Annotated in this window: 21 protein-coding genes, 1 rRNA gene and 1 pseudogene; 20 read left to right on the plus strand and 3 right to left on the minus strand. The window is 36.1% G+C overall.

Going from position 1 to position 23,770, the window contains the following annotated elements; genetic code table 11:
* The 13 genes and pseudogenes from rrf to sda all read left to right on the plus strand — a co-directional run.
* A 5S ribosomal RNA gene (gene rrf, locus HNQ34_RS14635) occupies positions 1 to 92 on the plus strand; the annotation flags it as partial.
* A gap of 896 nt (positions 93 to 988) precedes the next feature.
* Entirely contained in the window at positions 989 to 1,450 is a 462-nt protein-coding gene (locus tag HNQ34_RS14640; protein ID WP_183255935.1) for a CtsR family transcriptional regulator, read from the plus strand.
* A gap of 16 nt (positions 1,451 to 1,466) precedes the next feature.
* Entirely contained in the window at positions 1,467 to 2,012 is a 546-nt protein-coding gene (locus HNQ34_RS14645; protein WP_183255953.1) for a UvrB/UvrC motif-containing protein, read from the plus strand.
* Between the two features lie 4 nt (positions 2,013 to 2,016).
* Positions 2,017 to 3,105 carry a protein arginine kinase gene (locus HNQ34_RS14650; RefSeq protein ID WP_183255936.1) on the plus strand — a complete coding sequence of 363 codons (1,089 nt, stop codon included), beginning with the start codon at positions 2,017 to 2,019 and terminating at the stop codon, positions 3,103 to 3,105.
* The gene (gene clpC / locus HNQ34_RS14655) at positions 3,105 to 5,537 is read left to right on the plus strand and encodes an ATP-dependent protease ATP-binding subunit ClpC (RefSeq protein WP_183255955.1); all 2,433 of its coding nucleotides are present in this window, start codon (positions 3,105 to 3,107) and stop codon (positions 5,535 to 5,537) included. Before HNQ34_RS14650 ends, clpC begins: the two co-directional genes overlap by 1 nt.
* A 79-nt stretch (positions 5,538 to 5,616) precedes the next feature.
* Positions 5,617 to 6,384: pseudogene (locus tag HNQ34_RS14660) on the plus strand (AAA family ATPase); the annotation flags it as partial.
* A gap of 187 nt (positions 6,385 to 6,571) precedes the next feature.
* Complete coding sequence (locus HNQ34_RS14665) at positions 6,572 to 7,897, plus strand: site-specific integrase (protein ID WP_009361437.1); 1,326 nt, start codon at positions 6,572 to 6,574, stop codon at positions 7,895 to 7,897.
* Positions 7,898 to 7,909: 12 nt separating this feature from the next.
* Positions 7,910 to 10,627: a helix-turn-helix domain-containing protein gene (locus HNQ34_RS14670; protein WP_183255937.1), complete on the plus strand. Its 2,718-nt coding sequence runs from the start codon at positions 7,910 to 7,912 to the stop codon at positions 10,625 to 10,627.
* A 7-nt stretch (positions 10,628 to 10,634) separates the two neighbouring features.
* On the plus strand, positions 10,635 to 12,404 hold the full coding sequence (locus tag HNQ34_RS14675; RefSeq protein WP_009361439.1) for a hypothetical protein: 1,770 nt from the start codon (positions 10,635 to 10,637) through the stop codon (positions 12,402 to 12,404).
* Positions 12,405 to 12,413: 9 nt separating this feature from the next.
* The gene (locus HNQ34_RS14680; protein WP_009361440.1) at positions 12,414 to 13,106 is read left to right on the plus strand and encodes a hypothetical protein; all 693 of its coding nucleotides are present in this window, start codon (positions 12,414 to 12,416) and stop codon (positions 13,104 to 13,106) included.
* A gap of 14 nt (positions 13,107 to 13,120) precedes the next feature.
* The gene (gene radA, locus HNQ34_RS14685) at positions 13,121 to 14,512 is read left to right on the plus strand and encodes a DNA repair protein RadA (RefSeq protein WP_009361441.1); all 1,392 of its coding nucleotides are present in this window, start codon (positions 13,121 to 13,123) and stop codon (positions 14,510 to 14,512) included.
* Positions 14,513 to 14,751: 239 nt separating this feature from the next.
* Positions 14,752 to 15,459, plus strand: a complete 708-nt coding sequence (locus HNQ34_RS14690) for a hypothetical protein (RefSeq protein WP_063193532.1) — start codon at positions 14,752 to 14,754, stop codon at positions 15,457 to 15,459.
* Between the two features lie 28 nt (positions 15,460 to 15,487).
* Positions 15,488 to 15,613 (plus strand): sporulation histidine kinase inhibitor Sda, encoded by a 126-nt coding sequence (sda, locus tag HNQ34_RS14695; RefSeq protein ID WP_009361443.1) that lies wholly within the window; start codon positions 15,488 to 15,490, stop codon positions 15,611 to 15,613.
* Here sda and HNQ34_RS14700 read toward each other — a convergent pair.
* The gene (locus tag HNQ34_RS14700) at positions 15,600 to 15,953 is read right to left on the minus strand and encodes a helix-turn-helix domain-containing protein (protein WP_009361444.1); all 354 of its coding nucleotides are present in this window, start codon (positions 15,951 to 15,953) and stop codon (positions 15,600 to 15,602) included. The genes sda and HNQ34_RS14700 overlap by 14 nt on opposite strands.
* Positions 15,954 to 16,158: 205 nt before the next feature.
* Here HNQ34_RS14700 and HNQ34_RS14705 point away from each other — a divergent pair, with 205 nt between their 5' ends.
* Positions 16,159 to 16,323, plus strand: coding sequence for a hypothetical protein (locus HNQ34_RS14705; RefSeq protein ID WP_164834625.1), 165 nt, complete (start codon positions 16,159 to 16,161; stop codon positions 16,321 to 16,323).
* 36 nt (positions 16,324 to 16,359) lie between these two features.
* Here HNQ34_RS14705 and HNQ34_RS14710 read toward each other — a convergent pair whose 3' ends face one another.
* Together HNQ34_RS14710 and HNQ34_RS14715 are read right to left on the minus strand one after the other, a co-directional pair.
* Positions 16,360 to 17,448: a copper resistance D family protein gene (locus HNQ34_RS14710; RefSeq protein WP_009361445.1), complete on the minus strand. Its 1,089-nt coding sequence runs from the start codon at positions 17,446 to 17,448 to the stop codon at positions 16,360 to 16,362.
* A complete protein-coding gene (locus HNQ34_RS14715) occupies positions 17,445 to 17,990 on the minus strand; it encodes a copper resistance CopC family protein (protein ID WP_009361446.1) in 546 nt (181 codons plus the stop codon). Before HNQ34_RS14715 ends, HNQ34_RS14710 begins: the two co-directional genes overlap by 4 nt.
* Before the next feature lie 157 nt (positions 17,991 to 18,147).
* On the opposite strand from HNQ34_RS14715, the gene HNQ34_RS14720 reads away from it, so the two are divergent.
* From HNQ34_RS14720 to HNQ34_RS14745, 6 genes are all read left to right on the plus strand, one after another.
* Positions 18,148 to 18,621 carry a PCYCGC domain-containing protein gene (locus HNQ34_RS14720; protein ID WP_009361447.1) on the plus strand — a complete coding sequence of 158 codons (474 nt, stop codon included), beginning with the start codon at positions 18,148 to 18,150 and terminating at the stop codon, positions 18,619 to 18,621.
* A 134-nt stretch (positions 18,622 to 18,755) separates the two neighbouring features.
* Positions 18,756 to 19,076: an ArsR/SmtB family transcription factor gene (locus HNQ34_RS14725; protein ID WP_009361448.1), complete on the plus strand. Its 321-nt coding sequence runs from the start codon at positions 18,756 to 18,758 to the stop codon at positions 19,074 to 19,076.
* 13 nt (positions 19,077 to 19,089) lie between these two features.
* Positions 19,090 to 21,591 (plus strand): heavy metal translocating P-type ATPase, encoded by a 2,502-nt coding sequence (locus HNQ34_RS14730; RefSeq protein ID WP_009361449.1) that lies wholly within the window; start codon positions 19,090 to 19,092, stop codon positions 21,589 to 21,591.
* A 12-nt stretch (positions 21,592 to 21,603) separates the two neighbouring features.
* Entirely contained in the window at positions 21,604 to 22,068 is a 465-nt protein-coding gene (locus HNQ34_RS14735) for a putative iron-sulfur cluster-binding metallochaperone (RefSeq protein WP_009361450.1), read from the plus strand.
* Positions 22,069 to 22,471: 403 nt separating this feature from the next.
* The gene (locus HNQ34_RS14740; RefSeq protein ID WP_009361451.1) at positions 22,472 to 22,891 is read left to right on the plus strand and encodes a BlaI/MecI/CopY family transcriptional regulator; all 420 of its coding nucleotides are present in this window, start codon (positions 22,472 to 22,474) and stop codon (positions 22,889 to 22,891) included.
* Positions 22,888 to 23,766: a M56 family metallopeptidase gene (locus tag HNQ34_RS14745; RefSeq protein WP_009361452.1), complete on the plus strand. Its 879-nt coding sequence runs from the start codon at positions 22,888 to 22,890 to the stop codon at positions 23,764 to 23,766. The genes HNQ34_RS14740 and HNQ34_RS14745 overlap by 4 nt, the downstream gene beginning before the upstream one ends.
* Positions 23,767 to 23,770 lie beyond the last annotated feature (4 nt).

The following is a 23,770-nucleotide window of genomic DNA, read 5'->3' on the forward strand; positions in this document are numbered from 1 at the left end:
CACCCGTTCCCATCCCGAACACGGAAGTTAAGCTCTCCAGCGCCGATGGTAGTTGGGGCCAGCGCCCCTGCAAGAGTAGGACGTTGCTAGGCAAATAAAAAAAGCATGTCTCATAATGAGGCATGCTTTTTTTATAAGTTAGAAAGTGTAAAATGTTGATCGCTGTCTAGCTCCATGCGCCATCGGTGTGATGCGCTTTGCCTTGTCTATCGGCGGCGATACGTTGAGTTAGCTCCTTTGAAATAACCTACGCAACACCAAGCTTTGCTTGGTCTGAGCCTCTTCGGCGGTGCTTGTGTGCTCTTCGTGGAGCCAAGGATCGCGACATTTCGCCGTTCTCCGCAGGACGCGGGCTGCCTTTAGGCGAATTGGGGGCGTTTTCCGCTTTTCTTACTCTCGAAAAAGAAACGAGCTTCTATTCCTTGCGAAGGCAGCAAAATCTTTTCTCATCTTATGCACAAAATGAATATGCTGTTTAGAGTAAATGAACTGAAATTTTTTGGAAAATTGTATGCCAGACTCTCTCATCTTAATGATTTCTCATAAAACTATATAAATACAACTGGGAAGTTTAACTTATGGCGGACGAAAAAGTAGACTCCCTATTTTTTCGACTGTCGGAGGCAAGTCTGTAACTTGCCTTCGTCACGCCTTCGCGTGACAGAGGACCGAACAACCAACCGCTTCACAGACAAATGCATTTGTCTGGAAGCGGTGTTGTTCGGTCACCCGACAGTCGAAACATACCGATTACTCCATAAAAGGCGAAAACGTTAAAGTTCCAAATTGCATTTATATAAAAGGATTTTTCAGCGGTGCTGTCGAAATGGATATCAACGCATACTTTTCTTGTTTCAATTTTAGAAAAAAGGCAATGATAATAGTTAGTTTTAAAGTTCAGTTTGTTGCATTTTTTTCGTATTTGCTATATAGTAAAATTAAGGTCAAATATAGTCAAAGTCAACTACCTATGCAAGGAGGAGGTAGGGTGCGAAACATTTCAGATATCATAGAACAATACTTGAAGCAAGTATTGAATATGAGCGATCAAGAGATTGTTGAAATTAAACGAAGCGAAATCGCTCATAAATTTCAATGTGTTCCTTCACAAATTAATTATGTGATTAACACTCGTTTTACGTTAGAACGAGGATATATTGTGGAAAGTAAGCGCGGCGGTGGCGGATATATTCGAATTATGAAAGTAAAAGCCAAAAATGAAGCGCAGTTAATTGATCAACTATTAACCCTCGTTGACCATCGTATTAGTCAATCAAATGCGGAAGGGGTTATTCACCGCTTGGTTGAAGAAAAAGTGATTTCTCAACGTGAAGCCAATATTATGTTGAGTGTAATTGATCGTTCTGTTTTATATATTGACTTACCGCAGCGAGACGAGCTAAGAGCCCGAATGTTGAAAGCCATGTTGACCTCGCTGAAATATAAATGAGGAAGAGGTGAATCGCTTGATATGTCAAGAATGTAAACAAAAGCCTGCCACTATGCATTTCACCAAAATTATCAATGGTGAAAAAACGGAGTTTCATCTTTGTGAGCATTGTGCTCAAGAGCATGGGGATGTTTTTATGTTTCCTGAAAATGCAGGATTTTCGATTCATAATTTATTGTCCGGTTTATTGAACTTTGAATCCCCTATAAAAGAAACAAAGCCCAATGCATTTCAAGGCATCGAGCTTTTACAATGTGAACGTTGTAATATGACATATCATCAATTCGCAAAAATTGGTAGATTCGGGTGTTCACATTGCTATCATACATTTGCAAAACAGTTACAGCCGATATTGAAAAGGCTTCATAGCGGCAATACTACCCATGCTGGAAAAATTCCGAAACGAATTGGTGGAACGATTCATGTTCGCAAACAAATTGAGCAGTTAAAACAAAAACTCCAAGAGCTTATTGTGAGGGAAGAATTTGAAAAAGCGGCCGAAGTTCGCGACCAAATTCGTTTGCTGGAAACGAAGTTAAGCGAACATAGAGAGGAGGACTAATCTCATGTCTCTCGAAAAATTTTTGAATACAGCGGTGAGCTCTTGGATGAATCAAGAAGGTCCGGATTCTGATATTGTGTTAAGCAGTAGAATTAGGCTGGCGAGAAATATTGTGGATTACGAGTTTCCGACTGTATTTAGCAATGAAGAAGCGCAACAAATTGTAGAATTATTTGAACAACATTTTGCTCAACAATCATATCGTTCGCTCGGTCGGTTTGAGCTTTTGAAAATGAACGAACTTCAATCGATTGAAAAAAGGGTATTAGTGGAAAAACATCTCATTAGCCCTCATTTAGCGGAAGATTGTCCATTCGGGGCATGTTTGCTTTCAGAAAATGAAGAAGTAAGCATTATGATCAACGAAGAAGATCATATTCGCATTCAGTGTTTATTCCCTGGTCTTCAGTTAACAGAAGCTCTAGAGATGGCTAATGAGTTAGATGATTGGATTGAGATGCATATCAATTATGCATTCGATGAAAAAAGGGGGTATTTAACAAGTTGTCCGACGAATGTTGGAACAGGATTGCGGGCGTCTGTCATGATGCATCTTCCAGCTCTCGTTTTAACACAACAAATGAATCGGATTATTCCTGCCATTAATCAGCTTGGACTAGTAGTACGTGGAACGTACGGAGAAGGAAGTGAGGCGTTAGGAAACATATTCCAAATATCAAATCAAATTACACTCGGTAAGTCAGAAGAAGACATTGTAGAAGATTTAAAGAGCGTTGTGCAGCAATTAATTGCTCAGGAAAGAATGGCAAGAGAGGCATTAGTCAAAACTTTAAACATACAATTAGAAGACAGAGTCTTTCGCTCCTATGGGATATTGGCGAATAGCCGTGTGATCGAATCAAAAGAAGCAGCACAATGTTTATCGGATGTTCGGTTAGGAATCGACTTAAGGTATATTAAAAATATTTCGCGCAATATTTTAAATGAATTGATGATTTTAACGCAACCCGGCTTTTTACAGCAATATGCTGGCGGAGCATTAAGACCAAATGAACGGGATGTTCTTCGAGCCAAGCTGATTCGGGAGCGTTTAAAGATGGAAGAAAAAAAAGCGATGGAGGGTGATGAATGATGATGTTCGGTAGATTTACAGAACGGGCGCAAAAAGTGTTAGCGTTAGCTCAAGAAGAAGCAGTGCGTCTTGGCCACAATAATATTGGCACAGAGCATATTTTACTTGGTTTGATTCGCGAAGGAGAAGGGATTGCTGCGAAAGCGCTAATGGCTCTAGGATTAGGTCCGGAGAAAATTCAGAAGGAAGTGGAAGCGTTAATTGGCCGTGGTCATGAATCTTCACAGACAATCCATTATACGCCTCGTGCGAAAAAAGTAATCGAGCTTTCGATGGATGAGGCGAGAAAGCTAGGACATTCGTATGTAGGTACAGAGCATATTTTACTTGGTTTGATTCGCGAAGGAGAAGGAGTGGCAGCTCGCGTTCTCAATAATTTAGGAGTGAGCCTTAATAAAGCACGTCAACAAGTTTTGCAATTATTAGGAAGTAATGAATCGGTTTCGGGACATCAAGGTAGTTCTTCTCATGTCAGCACGCCAACTTTAGATAGTCTTGCTCGTGATTTAACGGCGATTGCCCGTGAAGGAAGTTTAGATCCAGTTATCGGTAGAAGCAAAGAAATTCAGCGCGTCATAGAAGTATTAAGCCGGCGCACGAAAAACAACCCGGTTTTAATCGGGGAGCCTGGCGTCGGGAAAACAGCGATCGCTGAAGGATTGGCGCAGCAAATCGTCAATAACGAAGTTCCGGAGACGCTCCGCGATAAACGAGTGATGACGCTTGATATGGGAACGGTGGTAGCCGGAACAAAATATCGCGGTGAATTTGAAGATCGTTTGAAAAAAGTGATGGATGAAATTCGGCAAGCAGGGAACATCATTTTATTCATTGACGAACTTCATACATTGATTGGAGCAGGCGGTGCAGAAGGGGCGATCGATGCGTCGAACATTTTAAAACCTTCCCTCGCTCGTGGGGAGTTGCAATGTATCGGGGCGACTACGTTAGATGAATATCGGAAATATATCGAAAAAGACGCCGCGTTAGAACGCCGTTTCCAACCGATTTATGTTGATGAGCCAACGGTCGAAGAATCGATTCAAATTTTAAAAGGATTGCGTGACCGTTATGAAGCTCATCATCGCGTATCGATTTCCGATGAAGCCATTATTCAAGCCGTTAAATTATCAGACCGTTACATTACGGACCGCTTCCTTCCAGATAAAGCGATTGATTTAATTGATGAAGCTTGTTCGAAAGTTCGTCTTCGTTCCTTTACGGCTCCGCCAAATTTAAAAGAATTGGAACAAAAATTAGAGGAAGTTCGTAAAGAAAAAGACGCGGCTGTGCAAAGTCAAGAGTTTGAAAAAGCTGCTTCGTTGCGCGATACAGAACAACGATTGCGCGAGCAGTTAGAAGAAACGAAACGAGCTTGGAAAGAAAAACAAGGACAAGAGAATTCCGAGGTGACTGTCGAGGATATTGCGATGGTTGTATCCAGCTGGACAGGGATTCCAGTGTCAAAGCTGGCGCAAACAGAAACCGAACGACTATTGAAGTTAGAAGAAATTTTACATTCGCGCGTCATCGGACAGGAAGAGGCGGTCAAAGCGATTGCAAAGGCGGTACGTCGTGCTCGTGCAGGATTGAAAGATCCGAAGCGTCCGATTGGTTCATTTATTTTCCTAGGTCCAACAGGAGTCGGAAAAACGGAGTTGGCACGGGCATTAGCTGAAGCGATGTTTGGTGACGAAGATGCATTAATTCGAATTGATATGTCAGAATATATGGAGAAGCATTCTACTTCTCGCCTTGTCGGATCTCCTCCTGGGTATGTTGGATATGAAGAAGGCGGCCAATTAACAGAGAAAGTGCGCCGCAAACCGTATTCAGTTGTTTTGTTAGATGAGATGGAAAAAGCGCATCCAGACGTATTTAACATTCTTTTACAAGTATTAGAAGATGGACGCTTAACGGATTCGAAAGGAAGAACGGTTGATTTTCGCAATACGATTGTGATTATGACTTCAAACGTCGGAGCTGACGCGCTTAAACGGAATAAATATGTAGGCTTTAACGTTCAAGATGAAAATCAGAAATATAAAGATATGAAAAGTAAAGTGATGGATGAATTGAAAAAAGCATTCCGTCCGGAATTTTTAAATCGTATTGACGAAATTATTGTATTCCATTCACTAGAAAAACAACATTTAGCGCAAATCGTAAATTTAATGGCTGAACAGCTTGTGAAACGCTTAAAAGAACAAGATATCGATTTAGAATTGACACAAGCAGCGATCGAAAAAATTTCCGAAGAAGGATATGATCCGGAATACGGTGCGCGCCCATTGCGCCGGGCATTGCAAAAACATATTGAAGACCGCTTATCCGAGGAATTGCTGAAAGGCACGATTGGAAAAGGACAAAAAGTCATTGTAGATGTAAAAGACGGGGAATTTGTTGTTTTATCCGAGCAAACGGTTCAGTAAAACGAGGTTATAAGGTATGCGGCAATCATTTGGCGCATACCTTCTTTTTGCATTTGTTTTAAAGAGAGGAATTAGTGGTATGAAGAAAAAAACGAAATTTGTTTGCCAAGAATGCGGATATGAATCAGCAAAATGGATGGGGAAATGCCCCGGATGCCAAACGTGGAACTCTATGGTGGAAGAAATGGAACGAGCAAAACCCGCAACTAGGGGAGTATTTGTTCATTCCTCTTCGAACACGATCTCTAAGCCGGTACCGATTACAACAATCGCAACATCACAAGAACCGAGAATCGTAACAGATCTTTCGGAGTTTAATCGCGTGTTAGGCAGTGGGATCGTGAAAGGCTCTCTCGTATTAATTGGCGGTGACCCTGGAATCGGCAAATCAACGCTTCTTTTACAAGTGTCTTCTCAACTAGCATTGAGACAATATAAGGTGCTATATATTTCTGGAGAGGAATCGGTGAAGCAAACAAAGTTGCGCGCTGACCGTCTTCACATCTCTTCTCATGAATTATACGTATTAGCAGAAACGGATTTAGAATATATTCATCAAGCGATCGAAGAAGTGCAGCCTGATTTTGTGGTCATTGATTCGATTCAAACGATCTATCGTGCGGAGATTGCTTCCGCTCCAGGCAGCGTTTCTCAAGTGAGAGAATGCACAGGAGAGTTAATGAGAATTGCGAAAACAAAGGGAATTGCCATTTTCATTGTCGGGCATGTTACAAAAGAGGGAGCGATTGCTGGCCCGAGAATTTTAGAGCATATGGTGGATACGGTTCTATATTTTGAAGGAGAACGGCATCATACGTATCGAATTTTACGGGCAGTCAGTAACCAAATGTTATTAAACAATTAAATGAACGATATGTCGATTGATATAAAAATTCTATAAACTTTGACAAATAAGGATTTTTCGCATATAATTCAATCGTCTAATATTTAATAAAATTTAAACAATTAAACGTTTAATTAACAAGCTAAGATACATATACTTATAGTTTTTAGACGATTGGAGGGGGAGAACGGTGAGAACAACAAAGAAGTCGATGTCAGAAACGACAGAAAAACCAAATTTAAGATTAGTTAAAGATGACGATTGGAAACATAGAACAAGAAACCTACGTTTCTGTAAGCAAAAATTGACGATTATAGAAGAGGATGGCTTAGTGCGTGACTTTATGTTCATTGTACTAAGAAATGAATTTAACAAGAAAATGAAAGTGACAGGATACAGCAATTACTTTATAAAAGAACTTAATTCAGCAAGGTTAGAGACATTGGAGTATCACGCTAAAATCATTACTCGATTCCTGAACTACATTTTTTTCGATAAATATGATGAGTATCAAATGAAAGATATTACTGAGTTAAAGATAGAGTATGGAAATCACTTTTTGAGGGATTATGCACAAGGGTATGTAGGAAAGAAAAAGAAAACTGAAATGACAGTACAAAAGGCAGAACAAGTCCTCAATCGATTTTATAAATATCTTTTTAATGAATTAGAGGATATGAAATATATAAGTGAAAAAGATTTCTTCACAAAGCATAGTTCAACTTACTACCACAGAGGACAGTGGAAGAAAAGAAAAAAGGTAGTGGAACGTGTAGAATCCTTGTTTACTGTTATCCCACCGAACTACACCCCTCCACAACGAGTGAAACATATTCCTTCCTATGTTTTTCAAGAAATGTTGAACATATGTGATATTCATTATCCTCATTTGAAATTGGCTTTATGCCTACAAGCATTTGGTGGGTTAAGAAGAGGAGAAGTATGTAATGTATCACGAAACAATATAAGTTATCGTATGTTTGGAAAAGATTTAGGGTGGTTCACAATCGATTTAAGGGAAAAAGTTCAACTTAGAACAGATGGCAAGGACGTGGGAGGAATCAAGAAAAGAAGAATTCAACCTATACATCCTGTATTTTTGAAATTATTCCAAGAGGTTTATGACCAACATATGAAATTAATTGCACATATTGATAATCCTTACGGTGCAATTTTTCTTAATCGTGATGGAGAAGCAATGTTGGATAGCAGTTATGAAACATTTTTCAAAAATATTGTTGACCTAGTACTAGAAAAATTATGTAAAAGAGGAGATTTTAAAAGCGCAAGTGAAGCAAAGCTTTTAATGTCTGGTAGAGTGGGAACGCATATCTTACGCCACTTTTTTACCCAGTTTATTGCAGAGTTAGAGACGACTCGTAGCCCTATTGAGGTAGCGTATTGGAGAGGGGATGGGTCATTAGATAGTGCGATTGCCTATTTCGCACAACATCCAGTGATAGATGAGAAAATCAAAAAGATACAAGAAAAGGTATTTGATAAGATTGTGTTTTAGGGGGTGAGGGGATTGAGTGAAGAATTAAATACACTAAACCTTTATACCATAGAAGAAGCCAGTCAAAAGCTAAGTTGCACTGAGAAGCACTTATATAAGCTTGCATCGGAACAACGTTTAAAATCGTATAGAATTGAACGAAAAACGTTTTTTGATAAAGAAGAAGTCGATAACATTCAGGCATTATTACAGGACACTTACAGTTATCAAGAAATCGTTGCTATTGTTAGAAATGAATCAAACCACGACAACATAACCCAAACTACCATAAAAAACTATATAGAGAAGCATTTTGGGTTAATCTTAAACCCTTTAAACGGCAAAGATTTCCGATTGTATAAGAAGGACAAGCCTAAGCTCATTGAACTCATAAATAAAAACTATAAAGAGCCTAGAAGTGAAAAAGATGTTCTAAAAGAAGTGCTTAAACCATTCATAGTAGAAGTCAATTATATAGAATCTGATGTTATTGATGATTACTATGATTTTCACTTTTTGAAGGATTATTCGAAGAGAAATGCTCTTTATCAATTAGGGGATAACAAACGCACATTACAACATATTTTGATGGTCTGTAATGAGCAAGGGGTCAAGTGGTTTACGAATAGAAGTCTTAATAATGTTTATATTGCCAAGGCAGATTTTGAGAAGTATAAGGCGTATTACGATAAAGTAAAAAATTTTGACCCCGAACAGTATTACACAAATACAGAAGTAAAAGAAATGTTCGGAATTATGAATACCGATAGGATTGCCGAATATGCAAATGCGTTTAAAGTGAAAAATAAACTGTACTTCGATAAAAAGAAAATAGATGAACTGAAATATGTTCAAGAGAACACGATTACAAATTCGGAATTAATGGAGAAATATAATATTTCCAGCAAATCCCTTAAAAATTTGATGAAGAAACTTGGGATAAAGTATATTCCTAAAAACACATATCCACTCATAAATGCAATGCTTGTTTATAAGGAAGATGTCCCAAAAATTGAAAATTATTTAAATGAAATCCATCAATTAGAAAATGCCTCTACTGACTATGATAGATTCCAGTTAGAGACAAAACATATTCAACCTACTGCCAAGATTCCAAAAACGTTGGACGCATTCGATAAATTTATTATTCAACGCTTTAAGGATAATCAAACTAAATACGTTTATACAAACTTAGTCAATGTCTATAGTGTCATTATTCCTAAGCTTGAAAAAGAAATTATGAACTATAACACAGAGGAACTTATTGAGTTAATGGAAGCTATACCCCAACTAGTGGCAAAACGTGAATTCTCCTTTTTCCTTCAATACTGTAAGAAACGCTATTTAACCAAATACAAAGATCGTTTCAAAATAGAAACCAATACTTTAAATGAAAGGTCAGGCTATACCTTTGAGCGATGGTATCAATTCGCCCTACTTCTCTTTACACAACACGAAGAGCTGTTGGCTAAATCTATTGATAATCGAATCAATGCAATGGTTTGGCTTTATTGTGCAATGCATTATGTTTGTGCGTGGAGAGCGGATGACTTATTAAGAATGCCGTATCCAAACTTAGAAGAAGTTTTAGGAATGAATGAAGAGGAAGTATTGAAGTGTATCAAATCCAGACAATTTACCTTAGAAATGGCGCAACGTGTAGTCAATAATGTGATGTTTCAAGTAAAAATGTTTCATATTCAACCAAAAAAGAACAAAAAGAAAAATAAACAGCGATTAAAGTTGGTCGTGAGTGATTCCTATGTGTATACCATTGGAATGCTCATCGCGTTGTGTGAAGCTCATCGCAAGAAAATAGAAAAGTCATCAAATCGTTGGTTCAATACTTCAACCATTTTAACAAATAGAGTAACGAAACGAGAAACACACATTGCGTTATTTGGGGAAAAGTACAATGAAATCTTTGGACAAGAAACCTTTTTAAACAATCGTGCGAATAAAACCTATATGAATTTTGCCCAAGTGGAAAGCCAACAACAAAAATGGGGGATGGGATATGATTTAAGCGCTATCATTCGTGGACATATAAAAGATAAACAAGGTATCGCTAAAACCACGCAAGTTTATTTGGAGCATATAAATAAAAGCAATGATATTGATAAAATTACCCAAGCCTTAACAGAGAGAGGAAGTTTTGGTTTTATGTCTCACCTTCTCTTAAAGGTCATTAAGGACGAAGAAGATCATAACCAGTATGCCCTTCTCGATATGGCGGAGCAAAACAAAGAGATACAAGAGTTGTTCGGTTTAAAACCTATTCATATAGAACTTATGGTCAAGGGTATTAACGAATATCGAAGTCGAATTTCCGAAGTATTTAGAGAGTTGATCACAAGTCATAAGGGGCAAATGAAAGAAATTTTACAGAAAATCTCAATGGGTGAAACACCTTCTAAAATGGAGCATTCTCAATGCTTGCTTAAAACCATCGACAGATCTGCTTGTATCTATCCTAGTCGAGACCATTGTATCGGTTGTGAGTATGCGATGAATGAAATGTATTTTCTGATTGAATTTAATCAACGTTTAACCCAGTTGTTGAATAACATCCGCAACGCCAAATATGAGTTTGATAAACAACGATACACGTATACTTTATTTAATGTTTATTTACCAATCTTACAAGAGGCTATAATTTACTTTGGTAAGGAAAGAGTAAGAGCGTTTGTAAAAATTTCAAAACAAGATATAATCGAACTTCAGAAAAATCATCAATTAAGTATTGGGTGAAGGAATAATGTTAGTTGAGCGAAAAGTCAAAGATTCCAATATCTCCATTGTTCAGTTTAAGGACTATTTTTCTGTCCCTTTGAATGAATTGGAAGAGATATTTAAGGAATTTCAACAAAAACAAATTATTCAAGCCTATTCCTTTGAGGAGAATATTTGGTATTTATATAACGAAAAGTTGAAAAGAAGAGTCCTTTTTCATTTGGATGAGATAAAATATAACAAAGCTAAAAAGAACAGGGATATCTTTGCTTATGTTGATATTATTAATGCCTTGAAAGGTTATGTACTTTATAAAATTCAAGTACATCCTATTGAAATTGTTTCAGAAGACCTTAGATTCCTAAAAAAGATCATTGAGGAAACAGACTACTTTGCACTGGAAAAGAAAAAAGAGCTAGTTGCCAAGAAATTAAAGAAAGATACCAATTATTTTAAGCATACTCATACTCTTATTGAATTCCTTGAGTATTTTCCTATAAATGATAATGATGAGTATTTGAACTTGCTTTATCATCAAGCCGAAGCATATTCGAAATATAGAGAAGATCATCAAGGACTCAATCAAAGAGAAATTGGTAATTTTGAGAGTGTCTTTAAATTGGGGGATGCATTAGATGATTTTTGGGAATGTTGTAGTAAAAGCGAAAAAGAAGAATTTTATCCGATTAAACTTTGGTGGGAAATCACTACCACAATTCCCCTTCGTGTGTCTGAGTTAGTCCTAACCCCTTATGATTGTTTGACAAAGGAGAATGGATATTACTACCTAACTGTAAGAAGAACCAAGTTAAAAGGAAACACAGCCATTGTGAAACACAGGGTAGATGAAGATTATACTTTACAAAAAGTACGCATTAGTGAAAAGTTGTACCGCCTTATCGGAGATTATCGGGATTTAGTGGATGAGTATGATTGGATTCCTAACTTTTTTTCTGAGGGTTATCAGCACGTTGGAAGAAGAAAGTATTTATTTTCACAAAGGGCGTACTTTAAGCATTTGCGATTTAAGGGTGTAACAGGCAAGAATTCAAGTATTCCTGAATTCTTTAATGTATTCAACCTTAATTACTTACTGAAACAATTCTATAAAAGGGTTATCGTTGATTTATTTAAGTATCAGCTAGTTCAAAAGAGGGACCAAGATGTAGATTTACTCCCTTATCAATTGGAATATGTCAATTTAATGGATACTCGCCATTTTGCTTTTATCAATATGGTTTTAAATGATTTAGAACCTTTAATTATTAAGCAAATTTCAGGGCATTCTTCCATTAAAAGTAGCTATCATTATTACAGTCACATCGATAAATTTGTAAAATGCGCCACCTATAATATGGCGAAAAAAATAGCAAGAAAAAAGCAAGCCGAAAAGGGCAGCGAGTATGTCATTGATGTAAGAAAATCAAATCAGTGGGATTTAGCTTTTAAGAAAGTTTTCGACCCAAACTATGAAGAAGAATGGAAACAATATAGAGAAGTGGAAGGTGGAAAGTGTTCTTCCAAACAGAAAGGATTTGAAGATTGTAAGAAAGTTGATAATGTATGTGAAATATGTGAATTCTATCATCCAACTGAGACTGATACGCAAAAGAATATTAAAGCATTAGTGCTTGAAAATCAAAAGAACATTTCAACTGAGGTGCTAGCTTTAAAAGAGCTTGTGAAGCAATATGACAAAGCGCAAAATTTTATGGAAGAGTATGGATTGAAAATAAACAAAATCAAAACCATAGCCACTCAAAACGCACAAATGTTAAGTAGGTATTTTCAGTAGGTGATATGAATGAGTAAAGAAAAGAAATTTACCACGGAAGAGTTATATGATATTCTTCATAAGTTTTTCCAAGATAACAAGAATAAGAACATAAAAAAGGTGAGTTTTAGTAACATTGCCCGTTATGCGAAAGAGGAATTGCATATTCAAGGAATTGAATACTATCATTTTTCTCGTAATAAAGAAATCAATAACAGAATAAAAGAATTTAAAAAGACTTTAAAAGAGGATATCGTCCAATACACAGCGGATAATAGCTATTTCGCCAATCTAAATGTAAAAGAGTTTGTGAAATGCAATATTAACAACCCTGATAGGCTTATAAAACTTTTAATGAACATACAAGAAATGCATAAAAAACTTTATGATAGAACGGTTAATGCCGAGTTAAAGGTCAGAGAGTTAGAGAAGAAGCTTGCTGATGTATATTCCCAAAAAGAAGACTACAAGGCTAAATATAAGGAACTTAAAAAGGAATCGGAATTAATGAAACAAGAAATAAAGGCTTATAAGGAAGTATTGGAAATAAAAGAGGAAGGTCAGTTAATCGAAGCGTTAAACTCAACTGGATTGTATCTAGTCCAAAAAGAAAACGAAGATACATTAGACAAGAAACATAATGAAAATATTGAACGATTAGATGATACGAATGGTAAGAACTTAGAAAAATTACTAGAACAATTCGAAGATATTTTTGATTAGGAAGTGTGATTAGAATGAAGAGAAAAACAGTTTATATATGTAGTAATTGCGGGCATCATCATCCTAAATGGCAAGGACGATGTAATTATTGCCAAGAGTGGAGTACCCTTGAAGAAACAGAAATAGGGGGAAGTCAGTCAAAACAACCCCTAGTACAAGCAACAAAAAGAAATGTTTCAGTAAAACGGTTAACTGAAACAGCATCCTCCAAAAGTGATAGAATCATCACTTCTATTAGCGAGTTTAATCGTGTAATGGGTGGGGGAATTGTAAAGGATTCCTTATCAATCATTACAGCTGTACCAGGAGCTGGGAAATCAACTTTATTACTCCAAGTATCACAAGATATTGCCTCACAAGGCTTTAAAGTGTTATATGCCAGTGGGGAAGAAAGTGAAAGTCAGATAAAAAACCGAGCAGAACGAGTTCTACCTAACATTGACTCGAACATTTGGATTTATAGCGATACAAGTATGAACAATGTACTAGGTGCTATCGAACAGATTGATCCTGATGTCGTTATTATTGACAGTATTCAAACTTTTGTGTTAGAAGAGTTTCCATCACGACCAGGCAGCCCAACCCAAACAATGGAGTGTGCTACGGCAATGTTAAAAGTGGCAAAAAACCCTGAACGTCCAAGAGCTGTTATTATGGTTGGACAAATGACTAAAGAGAATGAATTAGCTGGTTTACGTGCGCTTGAACATTTAGTAGATACCGTTCTTGTTTTAGATGGCGAGAATGGAGAAGAATTGAAGCAATTATCAGCAACGAAAAATCGCTATGGTAGCACAGGGGAGATTGGATTTTTTTCAATGGAAGAGGACGGGCTAAGAGCCATAGATAACCCTTCAGAGTATTTTATGACTCAAAGAAAAGAAGGGGAAATCGTAAGTGGAAGTGCTTTAACTGTCGTCAAAGAAGGAACACGTCCTATCATTGTAGAGATAGAGAGTTTAGTTTCTCCAACTTTTACACCTTATCCGTCTAGAATTGGTGAGTGTCTAAAAAGAGACCATTTAAATACCTTGATATCTATTCTTGAACAGAGAGCAGAGTTGCCGCTCTTTAATCAGAATGTGGTAATTAAGACAACAGGAGGAATAAAATTAAAAGAGCCATCTTCCAATCTTGCGGTCTTGATGAGCATCGTTTCTTCCTACAAAAATAAAGGCATACCCAATGATACCGTTTTTGTAGCTGATATTGGTTTGACAGGCGAACTAAAGAAGGTTCCAACCTTAGAAATGAGAATTAAAGAATTAGAGCGTATGGGCTTTAAAAAGGTATTTGTGGCTCGTAATGCCCTTCGTAATCCGTCGGTATTTAAAAAGATAGAGGTAATCTCTTGTAATACGCTGAATGAAGTGATTAATAAGGTTTTTAATGATTCACCTTTCTAAGACATTTATCGTTTTCTAAACGACAGTTCATTACTTCCGAATCAACATCTTGTGTCAAAGTATCAACACCTCCTTTGCGATATAAAGAGGTGCTTGATACTTTTTTATTTGTTTCAGGCTTATTTAAATCATTATATTTTTTGGTTTATGCTTGCGCTATAAATAGGTATATGGTAAAGTATAAATATATTTACACAAAATAAATTTAATGACAAATATATTTTTGAAGGAGGGATGTAATGGATATCAAATCATTGCAAGAACAAAATAAGTTAGAAGAGGATTACCAACTAATTAATCATTTCATCAAGCAAATGGGTTGGTCTGATATTGTTTTTGCTTATTTATATTCCAATACGAAAAGTGGAAAAGTGATTGCTTACAAAAACTACTTTGAAAGGAAATCATCTATTCTACTAGATAGCCTTAACAATGATAGCTTAATCAATGAAATGAATGTCTTTTTTAAGAATATGAGGTGGAACGATAAAGAAAAATTACACTTTTTATACAACTGTCATCAATGTCCTAGAATGTTTCTATCAATGAGCAATAAAACCATAGCCATCATCAATGTAAAGGTCTTAATTGCTCTTAAAAAAATAGTTTTAGAAAATGATTTTTTCTCCCTCAATACGAAGACAGACTTTCTTGATGCACAGTATTATTTTTATCGTATTTTTTTGTTTGAAACAAAAGCTTTGCTGGATTTATACTCCGAAAAAAACTTGACTTACTTATCATCCGTGCCTGCTACAGACTATCTTCAAATTGCACCGCAGACCCTACATACTTTCTTAAAATTTGACCTCAAAGAAAGAGCATCGTTAGTGTTTGAGTATTTTTTTATTCTTTATAGTCATATCTATCATTCAGATAGCCAACTTTCTATCAATAGACTTCGATTAATGGAATCACTTGCAAATAACTTTAAAAAAATTACCTAATATATAATGGATTAAGGAGAGAGAACTGATGCATTATATAAACGATAAATTATTAATAGAAAGTTATAAAACGGCTGTAAAGTTAAAATTAAACAAAGGCTTTATTCAGATATTACTTTCTGAAATAAAAAGAAGGAAACTTAAGGTTTCTTGAGATTCCTCATTTCGTTTCCAAGTGATTTAAGTAGCTGTAAATCACGCTTATCTAGTTCTATGCATATTTCAATAAGTTCTATAATAAACTCCTTATTGATTGAGGAGTTTATTTTTGTTTGAATGGAATCGTTAGTAGGAAAAATATCTCCTAGTGAAATATGTAGCGCATTACATATCGATTCTAGCTTCCTAATGCTTACATTGACTTCGCCACGTTCAATTTGCGCTAGATATGTTTTCGTCAAATTACTTTGATTAGATAATTCCTCCAATGTTAGCTCTTTTTTGTTTCGGAAAAATCTAATTTGGTTTCCTATGTATTTTAATGTATCACTCACGTTATCCACCTGTCTTTTCCACAATTTCCCTATATGAATTCATACAAAAATAAATCATTTACTTTTTATATTATAGAAATTCATACCTATTGTATATGAGGATTTAAATTAAGCGAATACAGATCGAATTTGAATGCGACATATTGACCAATGCTATTATCAACATCACCAGAGAAAAATATCAGATAACCGAGAGGAAAACAAATTGACCGTAAAGTTTGAAAAGAAAGCTATAAAGGATAAAGAAGATTACATATTTTCGATTGTCTTTCAGGAACAAGACAAAAAATCTACCTACTCAATGGTGTTTAAAGACGGGAACTATGTGATTTTGGAGTATCACAATATTCCAGGTATAACCGAAGAATAATGATAAACCCACGCTTTTGAGGCGTGGGTTCGTTACTTATAATATGCTTTTCATAATTGCGACATAAGATACGACTACGAATAAAAGTCCACAAACCGTTACTACTACGCTGTTTGCTTTTTTACGGAATAATATAACCATACCCAATAAGAAGATTATAGCTGCAATCATTAATGCGACACTTGTGGCATTTATTCCAACAGCAATGGACGTATTGAGTTCAACGTTTCCTTGATAAAAGGATTCAAATAACCAGGACGGTTTCTCAAATTTTATAATGGCTGCAATATTTTCAGGAGTGCTTTGTTGTCCCATTACTGCCATTGCTGTAAAAACAAGCAAAGCAACCATACTTTCAGCCCTTGCCCACGGAATCGGATTAAAATTTGGATTTATTTTTAACGTTCTTCTCACCAATACACCATTTATAAATGCAAAAGTCAGTAGCGGAATAATAAGCAGATGTTTAATAAGCAGGGCTTGTCCGTACGGAACTATCCAAGAATTCACATAATCAGGCACTAAGAGATTCATTAAGAAGAAGCCAGCGCTGATGGATGCGACTACACATATAAAAGCAATCGGACTAAACCATTTCAAGAATTTCAGCCAATTATCTCTGTTTTTTGAAAACCACCCAACAACAATCAATATCCCAATCCAGACGGTTACAGATAGAAAATGGATCGCGTGAGGGATAAAGCCTTTTAATCCATAGCTTGCCATACAATGACTTGCCCAACCAAAAGCCAATATTAAAGTAAAAGTCAAAAAGGCTCCCATATATTCAAAGATTGGGTCATTCGCTATTTTATTCAAAATGCGCAAAAGCAATAAAATAAGACATAAAAACCAAGTAACTAACCAAGCGTGTCCAATATTGAAATCCATTAATATGCCTTTAAAAATGGTCCAAAAACCCTCATTATACTCTTTTGCAAAGGTGAGTGTAACCGTTAATACTGGCGAAAATGATAATAAAGCTATTCCAATAATACAAAGATTGATTAACCAATTAGGAACAGCAACCATTGGACGTTTATCGGCTGGAACAAACGCTAGTAGTTGATTTCCAACCACAATACAAAAGCAAACATACAGTAAAAGTTCAGATAGATAAATCATTTTCCTCTCCTCAATAGCAACGTAGTAATAATAAGCAGAACAACCAACGAAGCTCCGATGAACAAGTACATCATAAAATTATTTTTATCATTGTTAGTAGACTCAGGTTTATTTGGCTTCGTTTCTTGTTTATTATCTTTTGGGGCTGGGGTTTTCTCGGTTGTTTCAGTTGGCGTAAGTTTCTTTTCTTCAGGTGCATTTACCGTAAATATGAAACTTCGTTCTATGATATGTCCATCTTCCCCAACAATTTTCCAGTTAACCGTATATTCTCCATTCGGTAATGGTTTCTTAAAAGTTCCTTTTAATACTTTGTCTTCAACCGATATATTATCGACCTTTACCTTTTGTCCTTTCTTATCTAAAAGGGTAAATGTACTGAGATTTTCAATTGGCGTATTAAATTCCAAAACAATTTCTGTTAAAGGTTTTGTTACTGTTTCTTTATCGCTTGGCATTGAACTTTTTAGCTCTGTGTGGGCTAATGCAGTTGTTGGCAACAACACCAACAAACAAGCAAATAAAATGATTCTTTTTAACATTTCATTCCATCCTTTCTTTAACTTATCAAGTTATATTATAGCTGACTAATATGTTGATTGAAATTTATAAATCGACAATAAATTTATTATTACGCTAAAAATATGTCTACCTCTTATGATATATTAGTCATATCTAATATTATAAGAGGTGATAAGGATGAAATATAAGGGAATTATTGTTTTACTTATACTCACTTTGATCATTTCGGCTTGCAGTTCCAATAAAGAACAATCACATCAAGAGCATTCTTCCAATGGAGATTTGCAAGAAAAAACTGCTTCTGCTGATGTTTTACCGACCTTTTTGAAAGGTCAAAGTGAAGAGGTCCGCTTGGTATATCAAGCTGCTGGCAAATCAACAGAGTTGTTACAATGGATTCCTTGTTATTGCGGTTGTGCCGAGAGTGCGGGACATAAGAGTAATATGAATTGCTTTGTCAAAAAAATCAATAAAGATGGTTCTGTTGTCTGGGATGACCACGGTACTCGTTGCGGCGTTTGCTTACAAATCGCAGCGGAATCCATTAAAATGAAACAAGAAGGCAAATCTATAAAGGAAATTCGCCATTACATTGATGAAAAGTACAAAGAAGGTTACGCAAAACCAACGAAAACCCCAATGCCTTTATAATAAACAAACCTCACTTTTCCGAAAACGAAAGGTGAGGTTTTCATTTTGCCTATTTGACCAATGTATTAGAAAGTGCTAATATGAACACAGATAATCATATTAGTGAATACTGATATGAAATGGAGATGAAATAAATGGAACAAAATTATTTAGACGTAAAAGCTAAATTTATTCGTGGTTTTTCTGATAAAACTAGACTTCAAATATTGGAATGCATTAAGAATGAGGAAAAAACGGTATCCCAAATCGTTGAAGAGCTTCAAGGCAATCAGTCTAATATTTCACAACACTTGGCTTGTTTAAAGGGCTGTGGAATTATTGTGGGGAGACAAGAAGGAAAATATATTTATTATTCTTTACGTAACGAAAAGATTAGGGAAATGCTTGAACTGTTTGACGAAGTATTAAATCAAGTGCAAACGGAAATCGCTCAATGCGATAGCCATTTATATTAAGAAGGTGATTATAATGTCCGACAAGGAACAAAAAAATACTTGCTGTAATGGTGATAACTGCAAAGAATCTCAAAAACCAAAATTTAATACAGAATTGAATTTGATTCAAATAAATTCTGCTACAGCATCAAAAGCGTCCTGCCAAGATGATTGTTGTTCTGCAGAAACCAAGCTCCAAAGTGACGAATCTAATTTATCCGAAGTCACAGGTCACAAGTCTGAGTTCCGAGTTCACGGAATGGATTGCCCTGCTTGTGCGTTAACCATTGAGAAAAGAATTAGACAACTCGAAAACATTAAGAACGTCAGCGTCAATTACAGCACGGGTAAAATGCAAGTTGAAGCTGAAAATTCGTCAGTGTTAGAAAAATTGCCAGCGGAGATTAAGAAGCTTGGTTATACATTGGAACCCATTGAACAAAAAGGGAATGTACGAATTTATACCATTGAAGGAATGGATTGCAGTTCCTGTGCCTTAACGCTTGAAAATCACTTAAAACAGCATCCTTCTGTAAAAAGTGTCAGCGTTAATTTTTCCACGGGAAAAATGCAGATTGAACACGACAATTCTGTTGAAGAAATCATTAAAGAGGTTGAGAAAGCTGGTTATAAAGCCTCTCTCGTTTCAAATAGACGAGCCAAAACGGATATGCCAACAACACAATCAAGTAACAATCTTCTTTTATTATCAGGGTTCTTTTTATTATTTGGTTTTCTTGGTTCTCTAACTGATATGTCTCCTTTTGTTGTGAATGTTCTATATGCTTTATCCATATTGATTGGTGGATATAAGCCAGCTAAAAGTGCTTATTACGCTATAAAAAGTCGTTCCTTAGATATGAACGTATTGATGACCGCTGCGGTGATTGGAGCTGCTATAATCGGTGAATGGCTTGAAGGGGCTACCGTAGTTTGGCTGTTCGCATTGGGGAATGCTTTACAAATTAAATCCATTGAAAAGACTAGAAACTCCATTCGCAGTTTGCTTGATTTAGCGCCACCCGAAGCGTGGGTAAAACAAGGTCAGGACTTAATTAAAAAACCTGTAGAAGAAGTAGCTATTGGAGATATCATTGTTGTTAAACCAGGTGACAAAATTCCATTAGACGGTGAAGTTGTTCAAGGCGAATCAAGCGTAAATCAAGCACCGATTACAGGTGAGTCTATACCAGTTGACAAGCAAATTGGCGATACGGTTTATGCAGGAACCATTAACGAACACGGCTCCTTAGAAATCAAAGTTACGAAGCTTGTTGAAGATACGACCATTTCGAAAATCATTCATTTAGTGGAAGAAGCACAAGAAAAGAAAGCACCAACACAAGCATTTGTTGATAAATTTGCACAAATTTATACACCTATTGTCTTTGCACTAGCATTAGCGGTAATGATTTTTCCTCCTCTACTTGACTTTGGAACTTGGGGAGATTGGTTTTATAGAGGGTTAGAACTATTAGTTGTCGCTTGTCCTTGTGCATTAGTTATCTCTACACCTGTAGCCATTGTTTCAGCAATCGGAAATGCCGCCAAGAACGGTGTTCTGATTAAAGGAGGCGCTTTCTTAGAGACAGCTGGATCCATTAATGCGATTGCGTTCGATAAGACGGGTACTTTAACCGAAGGTAAGCCAAAAGTATCACAAGTAATACCGATCAATACGACTGAAACAGATTTGTTATCGATTGCTCGTACTTTAGAGGAATATTCTACTCACCCAATTGCATTGGCTGTGGTTAATTATGCAAAAGAAAAAGAAATTCCTTCTCGAAATGGGGAATTATTTAAGAGCATTGTCGGTAAGGGTGTTCAAACAACGATTGAAGGTATGGAATACTTTGCAGGAAACCTGAAACTGTTCCAAGAACTGAATACTCCTATTGATGAGTATGAGTCCCAAATTAAAGCCCTTCAAAACGAAGGAAATACGCTTGTCATTGTTGGGACAAAAGAGCAGATACTTGGCATTATCGCTGTTGCTGATACTATCCGTGAGACAACGGTAAAAGCGTTACAGGGGCTTAAAAATGTGGGTGTAGATCAAATAGTAATGCTCACGGGTGATAATAAAGGAACTGCCGAAAAAGTGGCTTCTCAAACGGGTGTCAATCGTTATTTTGCCGAACTATTGCCAGAAGACAAGGTAAAAGCCATTAAACAGTTACAAGACGAAGGGAAACGGGTCGCAATGGTTGGTGACGGTATTAATGATGCTCCTGCCTTAGCTACTGCCAATTTGGGTATTGCAATGGGTGGCGCGGGAACGGACACGGCTATGGAAACAGCCGATATTGTTCTTATGGCAGATAACTTAGAAAAACTGCCTTACACCATTAAATTAAGCCGAAAAGCCCTTACAATCATTAAACAAAATATATGGTTTTCCTTAATTATAAAATTTGTTGCGTTAGCATTGATTTTTCCAGGTTGGCTTACTTTGTGGATTGCTGTATTGAGTGATACTGGAGCCGCTTTATTGGTTATTTTAAACAGTATGAGGCTGTTGAGGTTAAAGTAGGAGGAAATACAAATGTCTGATTGTTGCAAACCTACAAATCATTTTGAGAACGTGTTATGCCCGTCTTGTAACCATAAAGGGAAAAGGATACATTTGATTACTTTAAAGAGTCTGCTTTTACCAAATGCTCTAGTCAAATTAGATGAAGGAACAACTTATTATTTTTGTTCAACCCCTTCTTGTAATGCGGTTTACTTTAATGAAGATGGACTAATATTCCAACAACACGATTTAAAAGTGCCAGTATTCCAAAAAGATAAGAATTTGGACACACCAGTATGTTATTGTTTTGATTGGACGAGAAGAAAACTTAATGAGGCTTTTGATACTGATAATGACAATAAGGTGATAAATAGCATCTCTGCTCATATGAAAGAAAACCGTTGTGGTTGTGAAGTTAATAACCCACAAGGATCCTGTTGTTTGGGCAATGTAAAGGCGTACGTGAAATCTCTAAGAACAGAGAATGTGGAATAACGCTAATAAATTGCTAAATTAAGTAAAAAGGTTCTACCAACCAAGAAAATCCGATTGTTAAACCAGTGCCGACACATAAGCCCATTATTGCAATCATTGTTCCGCTCAATTCTCCCGTAGCCCATATTCAGTACCTCTGTGAATTTAAAATGCAGACTTAGTGCGAACATCTAAGTCTGCATTTTTATTTGATTAATTTTATGGATTTATTGCTTACCAATTTCTAATTTTTTAAATTACACAGTATTTTCTCCATATCGCAATCACTTATCCACTATAACTTAACAAACTTTTCTTTATGTTGAACTTCCAGAAATATCAAATTTGACTTTTTTTATTTTTAAACTACAATATGTAGTAAAAACTACAATGTGTAGTTATGTGTGAAGAGGATGAGAAGCAGTTGAAAATCAGTAACTTCAAAATCAATGAAGAGGGCTTGAATCGTTTCTTTGGAGCCTTGGAAGCAAAAATAATGAATTATATCTGGTCATCAGGGGAAGTCACCGTAAAGGAAGTTCAGCAGCATATCAACAATGAAAAACCAATTTCTTTTAATGCTGTTATGACTGTAATGAATAGACTTGTTGATAAAGGACATCTACACAAAGAAACGAGAGGACGAATCGCTTACTTTAAAGCCGTTCAAACCAAAGAGCAATTTTTATCCGAGCAAACCAAATCCGTAACCTATGGACTTATTGAGGAGTTTGGAGGATTAGCTGTGACTCATATGGTTGATGCCATTCGGGATGTGAATCCCTCCTTGCTTAAAAAGCTAGAGGAAAAATTAAATGAAGCGAAAAGAAGGAATGAACAATGATTTCAAGGATGAAATCTGAATTGGTTTTTGTAATGATCCTCTTATTTGGGGGATTCACGCTTTTAGAAATGGTGATGTTCTTATACCACCACTTCGGTAGAAGTCTGCAACATTGGTTAATGTCTCAACATTTAATGGCGATGAGTGAAGGATATTCTATACTTGGAATAGCGATTAGCCTATTTTTTATTTTTGTATTTGTAAGAATAACTTGGAAGATCATACAGCAACTTAAACTTTCTAACAAGTGGTATACAAAATTTTTGCTTACCCAAGATGTGTTCAAAACTAAGTATATAAATGCTCAATACCCAGAGTTTAAAAATCAAATCTTGGTCATAGAAAATCACCAGTTTGTCGCTTTAACCACTGGGTTTATAAAACCAAAAATCGTTATATCGACTTTTGTAATGGATCATTTTTCGGAAGAAGAGCTTCGAGCTATACTGCTTCACGAACAATTTCACTCCATACATCGAGACCCATTTAGACTAATGTTTATAAAGATTGTCTCCGAAGGATTATCTTATATTCCAATGTTAAAGAGTCTGGTTCAATATTACAACATTTGGAGAGAATTGCTCGCTGATCAGTATGCCTTCAAAAGGATGAAGAGCAGCAATCCACTTGGTTCAGTATTGTTGAAGGTATCCAAGATGAAAGCAAATACATCATTTGATGAGGTTACGGTGCATTTAGCTGATGTGGCGATGAATTATCGAATTATGCAGATCATAGAACCTAAAAAACATATTCCTATACCCATCGTTAAGAAAAAGCCTCTTATAGTTTCGGTAACTCTTCTATTTATCAATGTATTCATTTTTGCAATATGTTTAGAAAGTCAAATCTTTTGTCACAAATTCTTAATCTAGAAAG

This window comes from Anoxybacteroides tepidamans (genome assembly GCF_014201465.1).
Classification (GTDB): domain Bacteria; phylum Bacillota; class Bacilli; order Bacillales; family Anoxybacillaceae; genus Anoxybacteroides; species Anoxybacteroides tepidamans.

What these genes read in the sequence shown, in the direction of transcription:
- HNQ34_RS14680 (WP_009361440.1), top strand. Translation starts at nt 12,414, where the DNA reads ATGAGTAAAGAAAAGAAATTTACCACGGAAGAGTTATATGATATTCTT.
- clpC (WP_183255955.1), top strand. Translation starts at nt 3,105, where the DNA reads ATGATGTTCGGTAGATTTACAGAACGGGCGCAAAAAGTGTTAGCGTTA.
- HNQ34_RS14715 (WP_009361446.1), bottom strand. Translation starts at nt 17,990, where the DNA reads ATGTTAAAAAGAATCATTTTATTTGCTTGTTTGTTGGTGTTGTTGCCA.
- sda (WP_009361443.1), top strand. Translation starts at nt 15,488, where the DNA reads ATGCATTATATAAACGATAAATTATTAATAGAAAGTTATAAAACGGCT.
- HNQ34_RS14690 (WP_063193532.1), top strand. Translation starts at nt 14,752, where the DNA reads ATGGATATCAAATCATTGCAAGAACAAAATAAGTTAGAAGAGGATTAC.
- HNQ34_RS14730 (WP_009361449.1), top strand. Translation starts at nt 19,090, where the DNA reads ATGTCCGACAAGGAACAAAAAAATACTTGCTGTAATGGTGATAACTGC.
- HNQ34_RS14745 (WP_009361452.1), top strand. Translation starts at nt 22,888, where the DNA reads ATGATTTCAAGGATGAAATCTGAATTGGTTTTTGTAATGATCCTCTTA.
- HNQ34_RS14675 (WP_009361439.1), top strand. Translation starts at nt 10,635, where the DNA reads ATGTTAGTTGAGCGAAAAGTCAAAGATTCCAATATCTCCATTGTTCAG.
- HNQ34_RS14650 (WP_183255936.1), top strand. Translation starts at nt 2,017, where the DNA reads ATGTCTCTCGAAAAATTTTTGAATACAGCGGTGAGCTCTTGGATGAAT.
- HNQ34_RS14710 (WP_009361445.1), bottom strand. Translation starts at nt 17,448, where the DNA reads ATGATTTATCTATCTGAACTTTTACTGTATGTTTGCTTTTGTATTGTG.
- HNQ34_RS14720 (WP_009361447.1), top strand. Translation starts at nt 18,148, where the DNA reads ATGAAATATAAGGGAATTATTGTTTTACTTATACTCACTTTGATCATT.
- radA (WP_009361441.1), top strand. Translation starts at nt 13,121, where the DNA reads ATGAAGAGAAAAACAGTTTATATATGTAGTAATTGCGGGCATCATCAT.
- HNQ34_RS14735 (WP_009361450.1), top strand. Translation starts at nt 21,604, where the DNA reads ATGTCTGATTGTTGCAAACCTACAAATCATTTTGAGAACGTGTTATGC.
- HNQ34_RS14725 (WP_009361448.1), top strand. Translation starts at nt 18,756, where the DNA reads ATGGAACAAAATTATTTAGACGTAAAAGCTAAATTTATTCGTGGTTTT.